The sequence below is a fragment of the Pseudomonas sp. B21-036 genome (genome assembly GCF_024748925.1).
Lineage (GTDB): Bacteria > Pseudomonadota > Gammaproteobacteria > Pseudomonadales > Pseudomonadaceae > Aquipseudomonas > Aquipseudomonas palmensis.
Window position 1 is genome coordinate 3,456,794 of record NZ_CP087178.1, and the last position, 15,824, is coordinate 3,472,617.

General features: G+C 66.5%; 14 protein-coding genes. 5 read left to right on the forward strand and 9 right to left on the reverse strand.

Going from position 1 to position 15,824, the window contains the following annotated elements:
• Positions 1-4 precede the first annotated feature (4 nt).
• Entirely contained in the window at positions 5-1,585 is a 1,581-nt protein-coding gene (locus LOY33_RS15535; RefSeq protein WP_258659354.1) for an aldehyde dehydrogenase (NADP(+)), read from the forward strand.
• Between the two features lie 115 nt (positions 1,586-1,700).
• On the opposite strand, the gene LOY33_RS15540 is transcribed toward LOY33_RS15535, so the two are convergent.
• From LOY33_RS15540 to LOY33_RS15555, 4 genes are all read right to left on the reverse strand, one after another.
• Positions 1,701-2,708: an Ldh family oxidoreductase gene (locus LOY33_RS15540; protein WP_058541183.1), complete on the reverse strand. Its 1,008-nt coding sequence runs from the start codon at positions 2,706-2,708 to the stop codon at positions 1,701-1,703.
• A 218-nt stretch (positions 2,709-2,926) separates the two neighbouring features.
• On the reverse strand, positions 2,927-4,762 hold the full coding sequence (locus LOY33_RS15545) for an NAD(P)/FAD-dependent oxidoreductase (RefSeq protein ID WP_258659355.1): 1,836 nt from the start codon (positions 4,760-4,762) through the stop codon (positions 2,927-2,929).
• 149 nt (positions 4,763-4,911) lie between these two features.
• On the reverse strand, positions 4,912-6,984 hold the full coding sequence (locus LOY33_RS15550; protein ID WP_213605813.1) for a PQQ-dependent dehydrogenase, methanol/ethanol family: 2,073 nt from the start codon (positions 6,982-6,984) through the stop codon (positions 4,912-4,914).
• Between the two features lie 34 nt (positions 6,985-7,018).
• Positions 7,019-7,942 (reverse strand): transporter, encoded by a 924-nt coding sequence (locus tag LOY33_RS15555; RefSeq protein ID WP_052504233.1) that lies wholly within the window; start codon positions 7,940-7,942, stop codon positions 7,019-7,021.
• A gap of 358 nt (positions 7,943-8,300) precedes the next feature.
• On the opposite strand from LOY33_RS15555, the gene LOY33_RS15560 reads away from it, so the two are divergent.
• Positions 8,301-9,791: an aldehyde dehydrogenase gene (locus LOY33_RS15560; RefSeq protein ID WP_258659356.1), complete on the forward strand. Its 1,491-nt coding sequence runs from the start codon at positions 8,301-8,303 to the stop codon at positions 9,789-9,791.
• 78 nt (positions 9,792-9,869) lie between these two features.
• Here the strand turns inward: LOY33_RS15560 and LOY33_RS15565 are convergent, their stop codons facing one another.
• Positions 9,870-10,175, reverse strand: a complete 306-nt coding sequence (locus tag LOY33_RS15565; RefSeq protein ID WP_043861047.1) for an NIPSNAP family protein — start codon at positions 10,173-10,175, stop codon at positions 9,870-9,872.
• Positions 10,176-10,292: 117 nt separating this feature from the next.
• Positions 10,293-10,670, reverse strand: a complete 378-nt coding sequence (locus tag LOY33_RS15570) for an SH3 domain-containing protein (RefSeq protein ID WP_058541187.1) — start codon at positions 10,668-10,670, stop codon at positions 10,293-10,295.
• A 96-nt stretch (positions 10,671-10,766) separates the two neighbouring features.
• Here LOY33_RS15570 and LOY33_RS15575 point away from each other — a divergent pair, with 96 nt between their 5' ends.
• A complete protein-coding gene (locus LOY33_RS15575; protein ID WP_258659357.1) occupies positions 10,767-11,081 on the forward strand; it encodes a hypothetical protein in 315 nt (104 codons plus the stop codon).
• 114 nt (positions 11,082-11,195) lie between these two features.
• On the opposite strand, the gene LOY33_RS15580 is transcribed toward LOY33_RS15575, so the two are convergent.
• Both LOY33_RS15580 and ggt read right to left on the reverse strand, forming a co-directional pair.
• A complete protein-coding gene (locus tag LOY33_RS15580) occupies positions 11,196-11,663 on the reverse strand; it encodes a YbaK/EbsC family protein (RefSeq protein ID WP_258659358.1) in 468 nt (155 codons plus the stop codon).
• A gap of 76 nt (positions 11,664-11,739) precedes the next feature.
• Positions 11,740-13,518, reverse strand: a complete 1,779-nt coding sequence (ggt, locus tag LOY33_RS15585; protein WP_258662896.1) for a gamma-glutamyltransferase — start codon at positions 13,516-13,518, stop codon at positions 11,740-11,742.
• Between the two features lie 234 nt (positions 13,519-13,752).
• Here ggt and LOY33_RS15590 point away from each other — a divergent pair, with 234 nt between their 5' ends.
• Positions 13,753-14,940, forward strand: coding sequence for an MFS transporter (locus LOY33_RS15590; RefSeq protein ID WP_178075074.1), 1,188 nt, complete (start codon positions 13,753-13,755; stop codon positions 14,938-14,940).
• A 36-nt stretch (positions 14,941-14,976) separates the two neighbouring features.
• The gene (locus tag LOY33_RS15595; protein WP_240619899.1) at positions 14,977-15,441 is read left to right on the forward strand and encodes a hypothetical protein; all 465 of its coding nucleotides are present in this window, start codon (positions 14,977-14,979) and stop codon (positions 15,439-15,441) included.
• Positions 15,442-15,531: 90 nt separating this feature from the next.
• Here LOY33_RS15595 and LOY33_RS15600 read toward each other — a convergent pair whose 3' ends face one another.
• Entirely contained in the window at positions 15,532-15,714 is a 183-nt protein-coding gene (locus LOY33_RS15600) for a hypothetical protein (protein ID WP_054916126.1), read from the reverse strand.
• Positions 15,715-15,824 lie beyond the last annotated feature (110 nt).

Consider the following 15,824-nt stretch of genomic DNA (forward strand, 5'->3'; position numbering starts at 1 on the left):
CTGCATGACCGAGATCATCGGCCACAACTACATCGGCGGTGCGCGCAGCGCCGCCGGCAGCATCACCCTGCACAGCCATGACGCCACCACCGGCGACGCCCTGCCGTACCGTTTCACCCAGGCCACCGCCGAGGAAGTGGACGCTGCCGCCCGTGCCGCAGCGGCGGCCTACCCGACGTTTCGCAACCTGCCGGCCGGGCGCCGGGCGGAGTTTCTGGAGGCCATAGCCGAGCAGCTGGAGGCGCTGGACGATGACTTCGTCGCGCTGGTAACCCGCGAAACGGCCTTGCCCACGGCACGGATCAAGGGCGAGCGCGGCCGCACCAGCGGGCAGATGCGCCTGTTTGCCCAGGTGCTGCGCCGGGGCGACTTCTACGGTGCACGCATCGACCGCGCATTGCCCGAGCGCCAGCCGCTGCCACGGGTGGACCTGCGCCAGTACCGTATCGGCGTGGGGCCGGTGGCGGTGTTCGGCGCCAGCAACTTTCCGCTGGCGTTCTCCACCGCCGGGGGCGATACCGCAGCGGCGCTGGCGGCCGGCTGCCCGGTGGTGTTCAAGGCCCACAGCGGGCACATGGCCACGGCCGAGCACGTGGCCAACGCGATCATTCGCGCCGCCGAGCGCACCGGCATGCCCGAGGGCGTGTTCAACATGATCTATGGCGCCGGGGTGGGCGAGGCGCTGGTCAAGCACCCGGCGATCCAGGCCGTGGGCTTTACCGGCTCGCTCAAGGGCGGGCGCGCGCTGTGCGACATGGCGGCGGCGCGGGCGCAGCCGATCCCGGTGTTTGCCGAAATGAGCAGCATCAACCCGGTGCTGGTGCTGCCGCAGGCGCTGCAGGTGCGCAGCGAGAAAATCGCCACGGAGCTGGCGGCGTCGGTGGTGATGGGCTGCGGGCAGTTCTGTACCAACCCCGGGCTGGTGATCGGGCTGCGCTCGCCGCAGTTTTCGGCGTTTGTTGCGCACTTGACGGCGACGCTGGGCGAGCAGCCGGCGCAGACCATGCTCAATGCCGGCACCCTGCGCAGTTATGCCAAGGGCGTACAGGCGTTGCAGGCGCACCCTGGGGTGAGCCACCTGGCGGGCCGTGAACAACAGGGCAACCAGGCGCAGCCGCAGCTGTTCAAGGCAGATGTGAGCTTGCTGCTCGACGGTGATGCGCTGTTGCAGGAGGAGGTGTTCGGGCCGACCACGGTGGTGGTGGAAGTGGCCGATGCGGATCAGTTGCATAGCGCGCTGGCGAGCCTGCATGGGCAGTTGACCGCCACCCTGATTGCAGAAGCCGACGACCTGGCGCAGTTTGCCCAGGTGCTGCCGCTGCTGGAGCAGAAGGTTGGGCGGGTGCTGTTCAACGGCTACCCGACCGGTGTTGAAGTGTGCGATGCGATGGTGCATGGCGGGCCCTACCCGGCCACCTCGGATGCGCGGGGGACGTCGGTGGGGAGCCTGGCGATCGATCGGTTCCTGCGGCCGGTGTGTTACCAGAACTGCCCGGATGATCTGCTGCCGGCGGCGTTGCAGGATGGCAACCCGCTGGGGATTGTGCGGTTGGTGGAGGGTTGTAGCAGTCGCGAACCGCTCTGACTGATTTGGGGCTGCTTTGCAGCCCATCGCGGGCCAAGCCCGCTCCCACAGGTACACCACTGTGTTCATGGTCAGTGGAGACCCTGTGGGAGCGGGCTTGGCCCGCGATGGGGTTTCAGTTCAGCAATGCCTTGAGGTCGTTGTACAGCGCCTCGGGGATCTGCACGCCCTCCTCCAGGCTGCGCTTGCGCGCCTCGAAGCGGCGCTGTGACGGCAGCCGCGCACCCTGCCCCTCGATGCCCGCAAACACCGCCTCCGCCCGCGCCAGGTGCGCCTCGGCGCCCGCCCCCAGAAACCGCTGCGGGTCCAGCGCGAGGATCAGCTCGCCATGGTACGGCGAGGACTTGCTGCCCGCGTCATAGGCCAGCGACTCGGCACTGGTCAGGTCGCCGATCAGCGGCCCGGCAATCAGCTCGACCATCGCCGCCAGCGCCGAACCCTTGTGCCCGCCAAAGGTGAGCATCGCGCCACTGTCGAGCACCACGTTCGGGTCGGTGCTCGGCTGCCCCTGGGCATCCACGCCCCAGCCTTCGGGGATGGCCTTGCCGGCGCGCCGATGCAGCTCGATGTCGCCGCGCGCAATCGCGCTGGTGGCAAAGTCGAACACGAACGGGTTGGCGCCCGCACGCGGCCAGCCGAACGCGATGGGGTTGGTGCCGAACACCGGCTGGCTGCCCCCGGCCGGCGCCACCCAGGCATGGCTGGGGTTGCACGCCAGCACCACCAGGCCGGCCTCGGTCAGTTGTTCGATCTCGACCCACAACGCCGAAAAGTGCACGCAATGGTTGATGGCCAGGGCCGCGATGCCGTTGCTGCGGGCCTTGGCCTGCAGCATCGGCAAGCCGGCCTGGAACGCCAGCTGCGAGAAGCCGCCAGCAGCATCCACACGCACGATCGAGGGCGCCTGGTCGATCACCTGCGGCTCGGCCGCCGCCGACACCTTGCCGGCCTTGAGCGAGTTCACACAGCCGATCACCCGGTACAGCCCATGGGAGGCGCAGCCATCGCGCTCCCCGGCGACCACCGTGGCCGTCACGGCTGCGGCGTGCGCCGCGTTGAAACCGTTGTGCAGCAGGATCGACTCTGCCAGTTCATGGGCTTGGGTAAGGGTCAGTCGAATCATGGTCAGCTCCTTGGACAGACCGTCCATCGTGCCCCATCGACCGGGGCCGGGCTTGATCGATTCGGACCACGGGCATGACGAACTTGGCACAGTGGCCAACAGCCCCCCACGCACACCCAGGGAAGCTGTTCAGTTTGTAATCAAACTGACGCAGCCCTTGTGGTACGTAGCGTGTAGCGCTTTATCCACAGAGCTACCCACTTTTTTTGTGGATAGCTTCAGCGCAGTTCGACCGGTTGCAGGTCGGCCCAGGATTCCACCGGGCCGGGGTTGCGCGGGTCGCTCGCGCCGCCCAGGCACACGGCAATCTTGTTCACCGCATTGAGTGCGCTGGTAACCGCGCCCTCGGCCCAGCCACCGGTCCAGGACACGTCGTCGCCGGCCAGCACGAAGCCGTAGGGCGTGGCGCTGCCCACCCCGGTCATGAACTGCGCGAAGAGCCTGCGCTGGTAGGCGTACTGCCCGGGCAGGTTCATCTTGAAGGCGCCCAGGTAGTGCGGCTGGTCCTCCCAGTTGAACTCGACGAAGGTGTTGCTGGCACTGTAGTGCGCGGCGAGGTCCACGTTGGGGTAGATGGCCTGCAGCAACGTGGTGCACAGCTGGGCATGCTGCGGCGCCGGCCTGGCGCGGTCGCCCAGGAACTTCAGCGCATCGTCGTTCCAGGTGTACGACAGGAAGATGCCGCTGCCGCGGTAGCCGCTTGGCGCCTGCGCGTAATCGACCAGGTAGGTGCCACGGGTGAGGCCATCGGACAGCGTCACGCTCAGCGTGCGTTCCTGCATCGGCCCCGGTCGTTCGTGCCAGAAGGGCCGCCGGGTGGCCGCGAAGATCTTTGCCGACTGCATGTAGTGGGTATATTTGACGGCCTCCCAGGTCGCGCTGGGCAGCAGCGCGTCCATGGCCTTCAGTTGCGGCACGGTGCCGCTGGCGCGCAGCTTGTCGAGCACCCGCAGGTGCGGGGTGTAGACCACGTGGCCGATGGTCAGCCAGGCGCTGGTATCGCGCTTGAGGTCGTGGACCAGTACCGAGAACTCACCGTTCGCCAGCGGGCTGATATGCCGGACTTCCTGGTTGAACGGCTCGGCAAATACCTGGCGGGTCATCGACTCGACGCTGCTGTCGCCCTGGCCGTTGTCGCAGGGGTCGCCCAACGCAGTGGGCGATTGCGTCCACAGCGCCCTGGGCAGTGCATCGGCGCCCTGGTACATGAGCCGGTGGCTGGCATCCAGCCCGGTGTACAGCACCCGCAGCACTTCGAGAATGCTGTTGGGGTAGTCGGTGTTCCAGCCACCGGTGCCGAAGCCGATCTGGCCGAACAGGTTGATCTGCTCGCGGCTCCACCCCGACTCCTGCAGCAGGGCCTGATAGAAGCTGACGTCGTCCCAGCTGCGGCCGGCGCCGCAGTGGACGATGGCATTCCACAGGCGCTTGATGGCTTTCTGGTCGATGCTGCCTTCGGTCATGGCGGTTTCCAGTTCATGGAAGTGGAACGGCGCGCCCGCCAGAAAGGTGTCGAAGAACTGCTCTTCGAGCTGCAGGTACTCCGGTGGCACGGGGAACACCGGGCTGTCGTGCTCGTAGTACTTCACGCGGCCCTGGTAGTCGACCACGGTGCTGACTGCGGCCGCTGTGCCGGGGTTGGGAAAGTCCGCCGACTGCGCGGTCATGCCCACCTTGTCGAAGTAGTGGAACAGCGCCTTGCCGGATACCGGAAAGCGCATGGCGCCCAGCTCGCAGATCACCTCGGCGCCGGGGTCGCCCATGACCCTGGAATACAGCCGCCCGCCGATGCGCTCGCCGGCCTCCAGCACCACCGGGTGCAGGCCCATCTTCAGCAGTTCGTAGGCCGCCACCAGGCCGGCGATACCGGCGCCGACCACCAGCACCTTGCGGCCCCAGCACTCGGGCGGCACGCGGCACAGCGGCTGGCCGGCGGCACGAGCGGCGGCGAGGTAGTCGGCGTAGTGGAACGGGAAGTCCGGGACCAGCGCGGTCACGTCCTTGTTGCGGGCAAGTGGCGTCCTGCGGGGGCTGCGCGAAGGGATGGCGGACATGGCAGTGGCTCCAGGGGCAATCGGGCTCTTGCGTTGAAGTCACAAAGACTGCCAGCGATGTGACTACTTTCAGAAAAGACCAGATCGACCCGGAGCACCAACACGCACCCGACCGGCGGCCTGTGACGTACACAGGCCGCCGGTGCGATTCAAGGTGCGGCTTTGTGGCGCGCCATGTAGTCCTCGTACTCGCGCGACATCACGTAGAGCTTGATCTGCTCGACCTCCTCGGGCTTGAGCGAGTCGTCGAACGACGGCATGCCCAGTGGCTTGAGCGCGCCCTGCAGGACGATCTGCTGGAAGTGCTCGCGGGTGGCGTCGCTGGACTGGCGCAGGTCGGGAATCAAACCGCCGCTGATGGTGCCCATGCCGTGACACACGCTGCAGAACTGGCCATACAGCTGCTTGCCGGCCTGCACCTGCTCGGGTGCTGCGGTGACGGGCTGGGGCACGCGCTCGACCTTGGCGGGCGCCGGGGCCGGTGGCGGCAACTGCGCCTTGCCATCGAGGGCGAACACCAGCAGGCGGCTGCGGTTCTTCATGCCCGGCAGGTTCATCGACTCGCCGCCGGTCAGGGTGGCTACGCCGCCCCAGCCGGCCATGATCGCCACGTACTGACGCCCGGCCAGTTCGAAGGTCATGGGCGCGGCAACGATGCCGCTTTGCGCCTCGAACTGCCACAGCGCCTCGCCCTTGTCGGCGGAATAGGCATGCATCTGCCCCGCCGCAGTGCCCTGGAACACCAGGTTGCCGGCGGTGCTCAGGGTGCCGCCGTTCCAGTGCGTGGGGTACGGCACCTTCCAGGCGGCCTTCTGCTTGACCGGGTCCCAGGCCAGCAAGGCGCCGCTGACCACGGCGGCCGGCACGTCGGTGGCGTCGGCAAAGCCGGCGGCGGTGTTGAATGCCTTGCGGGTGACGAAGTCCTTGCCTTCGTTGCGGTACACACCGGGCACTTCCTGGTAGGGGATGTACACCAGGCCGGTGCCGGGGTTGAACGACATCGAATGCCAGTTGTGCGCGCCGAAGGGGCTGGGCCACATCACGATGGGCTCTTTTTCGTAGCGCACCCCAGGGGCCTCGACCGGCCGGCCGGTGGCGAGGTCGACCTTCTCGGCCCAGGTGACCTTGCCGAACTTCTCGGCCGAGATCAGCTTGCCGTTGGTGCGGTCGAGCACGTAGAAGAAGCCGTTTTTAGGCGCCTGCATCAGGACCTTGCGCGGTTTGCCGTCGATGTTCAGCTCGGCCAGGGTGATCTGCTGGGTGGCGGTGAAGTCCCAGCTGTCGCCCGGGGTGACCTGGTAGTGCCAGGCCAGCTTGCCGGTGTCGGGGCGGATGGCGAGGATCGACGACAGGTACAGGTTGTCGCCACCGCCCGGGCTGCGCACCTCGCGGTTCCACGGCGAGCCGTTGCCGGTGCCGACGTAGAGCAGGTCCAGCTCGGGGTCGTAGGCCATGCTGTCCCACACCGTGCCGCCACCGCCGAGCTTCCAGTACTGGTCGCCCTGCCAGGTCTTGGCCGCTTCGCGCAGTTCGGGGTGCTCGTAGGGCAGCGCCGGGTCGCCCGGTACGGTGTAGAAGCGCCAGGCCAGTTTGCCGGTGTCGGCGTCATAGGCCGAGACGAAGCCGCGCACGCCGTATTCGGCGCCGCCGTTGCCGATGATGACCTTGCCTTTGACCACCCGTGGCGCGCCGGTGATGCTGTAGGGCTTGGCCGGGTCGGTGGTCTGCTGGCTCCAGATGGCCTTGCCGGTCTTGGCGTCGAGGGCGATCAGACGCCCGTCCAGGGTGCCGACGTAGACCTTGTCGCCCCACAGTGCCACGCCGCGGTTGACCGCGTCGCAGCACGAGGTACGGGCCTTGACCTTGGCCACCTCGGGGTCGTAGCGCCACAGCTCCTTGCCGCTGGCGGCGTCGACCGCGATCACCCGGCTCCAGGACATCGAGGTGTAGATCACCCCGTCGTGGAACAGCGGCGTCGCCTCCAGGCCTCGGGTGTTGTCCAGGTCCATGTACCAGGCCAGGCCCAGCGACTTGACGTTGCTGGCGTCGATCTGCTTGAGCGGGCTGAAGCGTTGTTCGGCATAGGTGCGGCCGTGGCTGAGCCACTCGCCGCCGGCCTGTTCGGTGGCGCGGATGGCGGCCTCGTCCACCCCGGCGGCAAGGGCTGTCAGCGGGGTGGCCAGGCACAGCATCAGCAATGAAGTACGCAAAGGTTTTTTCATGTTCGGTGTCCTCGGTGATGGCTGCAGGTGCGGGTCAGAACACCTGCATCAGGCGTACGTTGAAGCGGTCGCCTTCCTTGAAACCGTTTTCCACCGACTGGTCACGGCCATAGTTGAACAGCAGCTGGGTCTTGGGCGTGACGAACCAGCCTGCGCCCACCAGAAACTTGGCGGTGTCGGGTTTGTCGTGCTGGTCGACGCCGTCCAGGCGGGTTTCGCCGCCCCACAACCTGGAGTAGCCCACGCGCAGGTCCAGGCTCGGGGTGAGCTGGTAGCGCAGGAACGCCTGGCCCTGGTACAGCGCGGACTGGCGCAGGGTCAGGCCGGCGGAGGTGGCGTCGTCGTTCTTGCCGAACCAGGTGACGTCGCCGATCAGGTCCAGCCACCACTTGTCGCCCAGGCCCTGGATGTAGCCGGCCTGCAGCGCGAACTTCCAGCGGTTCTCGCCGATGTTGAGCGCGTCGTCGCGGTCGTAGCGGCCGGTGGGCACGTAGAGGAACGGGGTGATGCCGAAATAGGTCTTTTCTTCCGGGCGCTCCACCAGCCACACGGTGGAGGCCAGGATCAGGTCGCCGATGCCGCCATCGCTCTTGCCCAGGCCCGAGGTGTCGCGCTTGCCTTCGAGCTGGCCGAAGGGCAGCAGGAACTGCGGGTCGATGGTGAACCCGCCCAGCTTCATGAAGTGCACGCCCCTGAGAATGCCGATGTCGGAGTTCAGCCCGGCACGCACCGGCTGCTTGTGGCCACCGGAGTACAGCGAGCGACGTTCGGCATGCTGGTAGTAGACCATGCCCAGGTTGGTGCCTTCGGGCAACGCGGTGTAGTCCCCGGCGTCCACATCCACGGCGTGCGCCTGGCTGCCCAGGCAGCCGGCGAGGCCCAGCGTCCAGGCCTGTGCCCAGCCCAATGCAGTACGACGGCGGTGTGCCGGCACGCTTGACAGTACGGTCTTGCTCATCGAGTCACCTGTTTATTGTTTTTGTCGGATGAGCCACCCAATGGGCGGCACACAGGCCGTAGCAGGCTTCGTGCCAACGAAATTAATCCATTGATATCAATTGGTTGCGCTTTGAGGGCGTCAACCTGCGGTGAAGTGCACGGCTGCCATCTGCCGCGTTGCAGGCCCGGTTTGCAAGGCTTTGCGGGGTTTCTCAGGGGCGTCTCATGTGTCTCACCGTTTGTCTCGACCTAATACGCACAGAACCGGCTCAAGCCCTCCAAACCCCTGAAAAACAAGTACTTTGGTAGTAGAAAAAAGCTGGCACAAGGGTTGCTGAATGCCTCGGGTTCCTTTCAATAACAAGAGAGCCACACCCATGACCCATGCCTTCCCGGTTCACAGTGATACCCAGGCGTTCGTACAGCGGCAGCACCGCATGCTGATCGGTGCCGACTGGCGCGGCGCCAGCGATGGCGCCACGCTGCAACTGCTCAACCCGGCCAACGGCCAGGCGCTGGCCCAGGTGCCTGCCGCCACGGTCGAGGATGTCGACCAGGCGGTACGTGCCGCGCGCCAGGCGTTCGATGACTCGCCCTGGAGCCGCATGCGCCCGCGCGAGCGCCAGAACCTGCTGTGGAAGCTGGCCGACCTGATCGAGCGCGATGCCCAGGTGTTCGCCGAGCTCGAATGCCTGAACAACGGCAAGAGCGCGCAGGTGGCGCGGGTGATGGACGTGCAGATGGCCATTGACTCGCTGCGCTACATGGCCGGCTGGGCAACCAAGATCGAAGGCACCACGATCGACCCGTCGCTGCCGCTGTTCGACGGCGAGTTCCATGCCTATGTGCGCCGCGAGGCGGTGGGTGTGGTGGGTGCCATCGTGGCGTGGAACTTCCCCCTGCTGCTGGCCTGCTGGAAGCTGGGGCCGGCGCTGGCCACCGGGTGCAGCGTGGTGCTCAAGCCGGCGGACGAGACCCCGCTGAGCGCGCTCAAGCTGGCCGAGCTGGTACTGGAGGCCGGCTACCCGGCGGGCGTGTTCAACGTGGTCACCGGCGTGGGCGCGGTGGCCGGTGCGGCGCTGTCGGCGCACCCGCTGCTGGACAAGGTGACCTTCACCGGCTCGACCGAGGTGGGCAAGCTGATCGGCAAGGCGGCGATGGATTCGATGACGCGGGTGACGCTGGAGCTGGGCGGCAAATCGCCGACCATCATCCTGGCCGACGCCGACCTTGAGGTGGCCGCTGCCGGTGCCGCCAGCGCGATCTTCTTCAACCAGGGGCAGGTGTGCTGCGCGGGGTCGCGCCTGTATGTGCACCGCAAGCATTTCGACCGCGTGGTGGCCGATATTGCCGGCATCGCCAACGGCATGAAGCTGGGCAATGGCCTGGACCCGAGCATCGACATGGGCCCGTTGATCTCGGCCAAGCAGCAGGCACGGGTGGGCCGCTACATCGACATGGGCCGCGAGCTGGGCGCCAAGGTGGCGTGTGGCGGCGAGTATTACGGGCCGGGGTATTTCGTGCAGCCGACGGTGATTGCCGACGTCGACCAACAGTGCCCGCTGGTGCAGGAGGAGATTTTCGGGCCGGTGCTGGTGGCGATTCCGTTCGACGACATGGACGAGGCGATTCGCCTGGCCAACGACAGTGCCTATGGCCTGGGCGCGAGCATCTGGTCCAACGACCTGGCGCAGGTGCACCGCATGGTGCCGCGCATCAAGTCGGGCTCGGTGTGGGTCAACTGTCACAGTGCGCTGGACCCGGCGCTGCCGTTTGGCGGCTACAAGCTGTCGGGCGTGGGGCGCGAGATGGGCGCGGCGGCCATCGAGCATTACACCGAGCTGAAGTCGGTGGTGATGAAGCTGTAGGCGGCAGTTGGGGCCGCTCTGCGGCCCGATCGCGGGTCAAGCCCGCTCCCACAGGAGGGGGCTTGCGCCGTGATGGGGTCAGCCCAGTACAGGGCGGAAGAAACTGCGCTCGTAGCTGATGATGCACCGGGTGTCTTCGGCGTACTTGAACGCGGCGATGCACTCGGCGTCGGTTTTCGACTGTTCGCGGTAACGTTCGTACGCTGCCAGGCTCGGGAACGAGAACATCGCCAGGGCGACGTTGTTGGCGCCTTCGCTGGGCAGGAAGTAGCCATGGTGCTGGCCGCCGAATTTCTCCACCAGCGGTATCCACATGCGCCCGTAGGCTTCGAACTCTTGCAGCTTGTAGGCATCGACGATGTAGCGCAGGTAGCAGGTAACCATTGCAGCACTCCATGAAAGGGACCGGCAGCGAGCCTAGTGGGCGTCACGGGCGGGCGTCAATACGCGACAGGTGCAGCGAGCATCAGCGCTCGCACCGTTGAACCCGCGTGCAGCCCTTCAGCGGGTCGGTGCCGCCGGCGCCTGTTCGATGTGGCGCAGATGACTTGAAGGCACCCAGCCGGCCTGCGCGTCGCGCGACCTTGTGCACCAGGACCAGCCGTTGAGCGACCTCACGCAGAGCAACTCATCGCCAATGTCCACGTCCAGCTCCCTGGCGGTGTAGTCCTCGCGCGCGCGGCCTGCCTGCTCGCCCAGCCTTTCGATCACCTGCGCCGGCACCCAGCCACCCTGCTGGCCGGGCGTGGTGCAGAAGTACCAGTTGTCCCATCCTTCATCGCCCTGGTACACCTCCCCCACCTCCAGCACGGCCCCCTTGGCAAAGGTGATGGGCTGAGGGAATTCGCTGCGGTGCGCTTTAATCACGCGGTATTGCATGTGCCTTCTCCTTGGTGAACTGAAGCCGGTGCCCACCCAGCGGCGCGGCTGTGCGAAAATAGCGCCTTTGTTATCAACAGGTTGGAGATGTACGGTTTGGTTACACACTATTCGGCGAACGGCGCCAATGCCGCCTGCGGGCGTACCAGTCAGACCCTCAACAGCACTCAGGCAGCGGATCAGGTGTCGTGCAAGTCCTGCCTGCGCTCGCTGGCTGCCCCCGACTCGGCAGCCGTGGCCGCCAAGGCCAAGACCCCTTCGCTGGCCGAACTGCGCAAGCAGCGCAAGCAACAGGCCGCGCCGGCGCCGGTGCCCGCGTTCAGCGTCAAAGCCAGCTGGCAGGCCCGCCTGAGCAGCCAGGCCGACCGTTGCCGCCTGCCACGCGGTGCGCGCAAGCAGATCTGCGTGTGACCCCCGGGCAGGCCGGCTTGCCGTGGCAAGTCGGCCTGCCCGCCGTTGCCCTGCAACGGATAATCGAGCGGATTTCATAACCCCGCGCCACCACCGCTTGCGCGCCTGGCGACTTCAGGCCAGTGGCTGGATCACGTCGACCCACTGCGCGTTGACCAGGGTGGCCAGGCGCTGGGGCTCGATGCGCACCGCCGCATTGACCGCACCGCCGGCGGGGAAGACCACCTCGAAGTCCTTCAGCGACTCGTCGCAGTACACCCGCAACGGCTGGCTCAGGCCGAAGGGGCACACGCCGCCGATGGGGTGGCCGGTGTGCTGCTCGACCTGCTCGGCCTCGAGCATGCGTGCCTTGACGCCGAACTGCTGCTTGTACTTGCGGTTGCACAGGCGCGCATCGCCGCGTACCACCAGCACGATCACCTCCTCCCCCACGCGCAGCGAGAGCGACTTGGCGATCTGCCCCGGCTCGACCGCCAGCGCCTCGGCGGCCAGGGCGACGGTGGCGGTGCTGGACGCCAGTTCCAGCACCTGCAGGTCGGGTGAATGGTGGGAGAAAAACGCTTTGACTGACTGCAGACTCATCTTCGCTTGATCCTCTGAAAAAACAGCCCTGGCGGGATACCGTTGCGTACCCTACCAGCTTGGGCAGGCAAAAAACTCAGTCGCCCAACGCGACGCCCTCGCGACGTGGGTCGGCACCGGCCGACCAGCCCTGCCCATCACGCACGATGACCTGCGTGCCGCTGGTCATCTCGATGGGCGATACCGCATGCCCGCGGGCCTTGAGCTGCTCGATCAGGGCGGGGCCGACCAGCCCGGCCTCCACTTCGGTGCCGACGTTGCGGCTGCCGAAGTTGGGCAGCTCGACGGCCTGCTGCGGGTCGAGCTTCCAGTCCAGCAAGCCGATCAGCGCCTTGTTCACGTACTCGATGATCTGCGAGCCGCCGGGCGAGCCGAGGGCAGCCACCAACTGGCCGCTGGCCTGGTCGAACACCAGGGTCGGCGCCATCGAGGAGCGCGGCCGCTTGCCCGGTGCGATGCGGTTGGCCACCGGCTTGCCGTTCTCCTCGGGGATGAACGAAAAGTCGGTCATCTGGTTGTTGAGCAGAAAGCCCTTGACCAGCACATGAGAGCCGAACGCCGCCTCGACCGAGGTGGTCATCGACAGCGCGCCGCCCTGATCGTCCACCGCGACGATCTGCGAGGTGGAAATGCGCAACGGCGAGCGGTCAGGCGCCCATGCCAGGGGCATGCCGGGCGGCACACCGGCAGTGGCGACGCCCATGCTCCGGTCACCGATCAGCGTGGCGCGCTGGGCCAGGTACGCCTTGCTGGTGAGCCCGGGCACATTGACCGGCACCTGGTCGCTGTCGGCCAGGTACAGGGCGCGGTCGGCATAGGCCAGGCGCTCGGCTTCGGCAATCAGGTGCACGGCCTGGGCGGAGGGTTGCATGACGCCCCCGGGCCGAGCTTTTTCGGGCGCCATCGCGGCCAGGTCCAGTGCCGGTTTCTGGCGCTGCAGCGCCTCCAGGATGCCCAGCGTCTGCAGTACCGCGACGCCACCGGACGACGGTGGCGGCATGCCGCAGACCGTCCACTGCTTGTACGGCCCGCATACCGGCGCGCGCACCTTGGCCCGATAGCCTGCAATGTCGCCCAGCGACAACGTGCCGGGGTTACTGTGGGTATTGACCTGCTGCACCATCGCCTCGGCGATGGGCCCGTGGTAGAAGGCGTCCGGGCCCTGGTTGGCGATGGCCTCCAGGGTTTGCGCCAGCTCGGGGTTCTTCAGCAGCGTGCCCACGGGCAAGGGCTGGCCCTGGGGCGTGAGCAGGTAACGGGCCAGTGCAGGCGACTGCGGTATCGAGGTGGAGGCGGCAATCAGGGCGTGCAGCCGCGCAGACACGGGGAAGCCGTCGCGGGCCAGGTCGATGGCCGGCTGGAACAGCGCGCGCCAGGGCAGCTTGCCGTGTTGCTGGTGCGCCATCTCCAGGGCCCTGAGCACACCGGGCACGCCCACCGAGCGACCGCCGATCTGGGCGTCCTTGAATCCCATCGGCGTACCGTCCGGCTTCAGGAACAGGCGGCTGTCGGCCCCATGGGGCGCCGTCTCCCGCCCATCGAACGCCTGCACCTGCCTGCCATCCCAGTACAGGATGAAGGCGCCGCCGCCGATGCCGCTGGACTGCGGCTCCACCAGGGTCAACACCGCCTGCATGGCAATGGCGGCATCGATCGCAGACCCGCCCTTGCGCAACATCGCCTGGCCGGCGGCGCTTGCCAGGGGGTTGGCTGCCGCGGCCATATGGTGCTGTGCCTGTACCGGGGCCATGCCTGTGCGGTAGCCCGAGGCGACTTCCGGGGCGGCGGGCAAGGCGGTGCTGGATGGCGCAGGCGGGGTTGCGCTGGTACAGGCGCCGAGCAGCAACGCTGCCATCGAGAAGCCGAGGGCGTGCATCAGGTGTTTGCGGGTGGTTGGGTAACCGGTCAAGACCAACTCCATTGAGCGTTTGGGGAACGCGGGCAATGGTAGCGTGATTGACGCGAGCAGGCCCGGTACTCACCGCGGCTTGTGCGGCGATTCCAATGCGCGTGCCCTGATTCTCGACGCGTAGGGTGCAGATTGATTAAGCTTCCCGCTTTAACGTTTCAGTTTGTTTCAAGGATTCAGATGACCATTCAGCAAGCGCCGCCACTCGCCTATTCCAGAGCCACCGTCGGCAAGATGGAAGCCGCCATGGCCCTGGGAAGTTTTGCCATCGGTACCGGCGAGTTCGCGATCATGGGGCTGATGCCCGACATCGCCAGCAACCTGCACCTGAGCGAGCCCCAGGTGGGCCATGCCATCAGCGCCTATGCCCTGGGCGTGATGGTGGGTGCGCCGGCCCTGGCGATTCTGGGCGCCAAGCTGCTGCGCAAGCACATGCTGCTGTTGCTGATGGCGCTGTATGCGCTCGGCAACCTGGCCACGGCCTTCGCGCCCTCCTTCGCCGGGCTGGTGGCGTTTCGCTTTATCAGCGGCCTGCCCCACGGCGCCTACTTCGGCATCGCGGCGGTGGTGGCCTCGAGCATGGTGGCCACCGACCAGCGCGCGGGCGCGGTGGCACGGGTGATGATGGGGCTCACCCTGGCGATGCTGCTGGGCAACCCGGTGGCGACCTTCCTGGGGCAGTTCTTCGGCTGGCGTGCGGCGTTCGTGCTGGTGGGCGCGATTGCGCTGTGCACCATCGGGCTGGTGTGGCGCTACGTGCCGCAGCGTCACGATGAAGTACGCAGCGACCCGCGCAAGGAGCTCCAGGCGTTTCGCCTGCCGCAGGTGTGGATGGCGCTGGCTATCGCCTCGATCGGTTTTGCCGGCATGTTCTGCGTGTTCAGTTACCTGGCGCCGACCATGCTGCAGGTGACCAAGGTGTCGCCACAGTGGATTCCATTCGGGCTGGCGGCGTTCGGGGTGGGCGGCATCATCGGCAACATCGCGGGCGGCAAGCTGTTCGACCGCCTGCAGTTTCGCGCGGTAGGGTTGGTGCTGGTATGGTCGATTCTCGTGCTGAGCCTGTTCCCCTTCGCGGCCAGTTCGCCGTGGGGCGTGCTGCTGGGCTGCGGGCTGGTCGGCACCATGATCGCACTGGCCGCCCCCTTACAGATTCGCCTGATGGACATTGCACATGAAGCGCCGAGCCTGGCGGCGGCATCGAACCATGCGGCGTTCAACCTGGCCAATGCACTGGGGCCATGGTTTGGCGGCATGGCGATTACCGCGGGGTTCGGCTGGACCAGTACCGGCTACATTGGCGCGGCGACTGCGCTGGTGGGGTTGGGGATCTACCTGGTGGCGCGGCGCATGAAGGGCGGGCACTGAGGGCCTGCCAGGTTTTGCCAAAGGAAAGAAACCAACGTGAACCAGCTTTCAATCGCCAGCTTCAAATCGAAGTACAGCCAGGGCTTCTACTCGACCTTCGCCATCGATGGCGTGCCGCTGGAAGTCTGGCTGCCAATACGAGACCCCGCTGCGCAGCTTCATCTGGTGGCAGCGCATGCCGGCCTCTACGGCGAAGACGATAATGAACTGGTGTGGGACCGCAGCTACTCCACTGCCCCTGGGTGGACCACCCTGGTGCCGCTGCTGGTGTGCTCCGATGACCTGGACCTGAGCTGCACGGTCATCGTCGTGGAGCAACACGCCCATGAGGACCACATCCACTGGCGGCGCTTCGGCCTGCTGCACGAGGTGATCACCCTGGAGCAGCCCCGCGTCAGCTGGTTCGAGGCCGCGTGCACCGCCACCTTCGAACGCGCCGAATTCCACCACACACTGGATGAATTTCGCCGGCTGGAAGGCGTGGTGATGGCCTGGGACTAGGGTCTGTATGAAAAGTCTTGAGACGAAGGTCAGGCTGTTTTCAACGCAGCATCATCGAGTATCAAGGCTTTTCGTACAGAGCCTAGGCCGTTATCGAAGCCTGGACTGTTCGCATGCAGCCTTGAGGCGCTGCATGGCATCGGGCGCCATGGGCGCGGTCATCATGGCGTGATAGTTCATGCATTCCCGGGTTTGCTGCTCAGCCGTGGGAGCGCCGCTGGAGGTACAGCCGGCGAGGATGAACAGCGCAAGGGCCGTGATCAGTGGTTTCATTTATATATCCGCAACAAGTGACGCCATGGCCTCCAGCGCCTTGAGGCCTCAATGGTCACCATGGCCTGCGCGCATCTTGAAAAAGCGAACCTGCCGCTTATTGGCCAAGG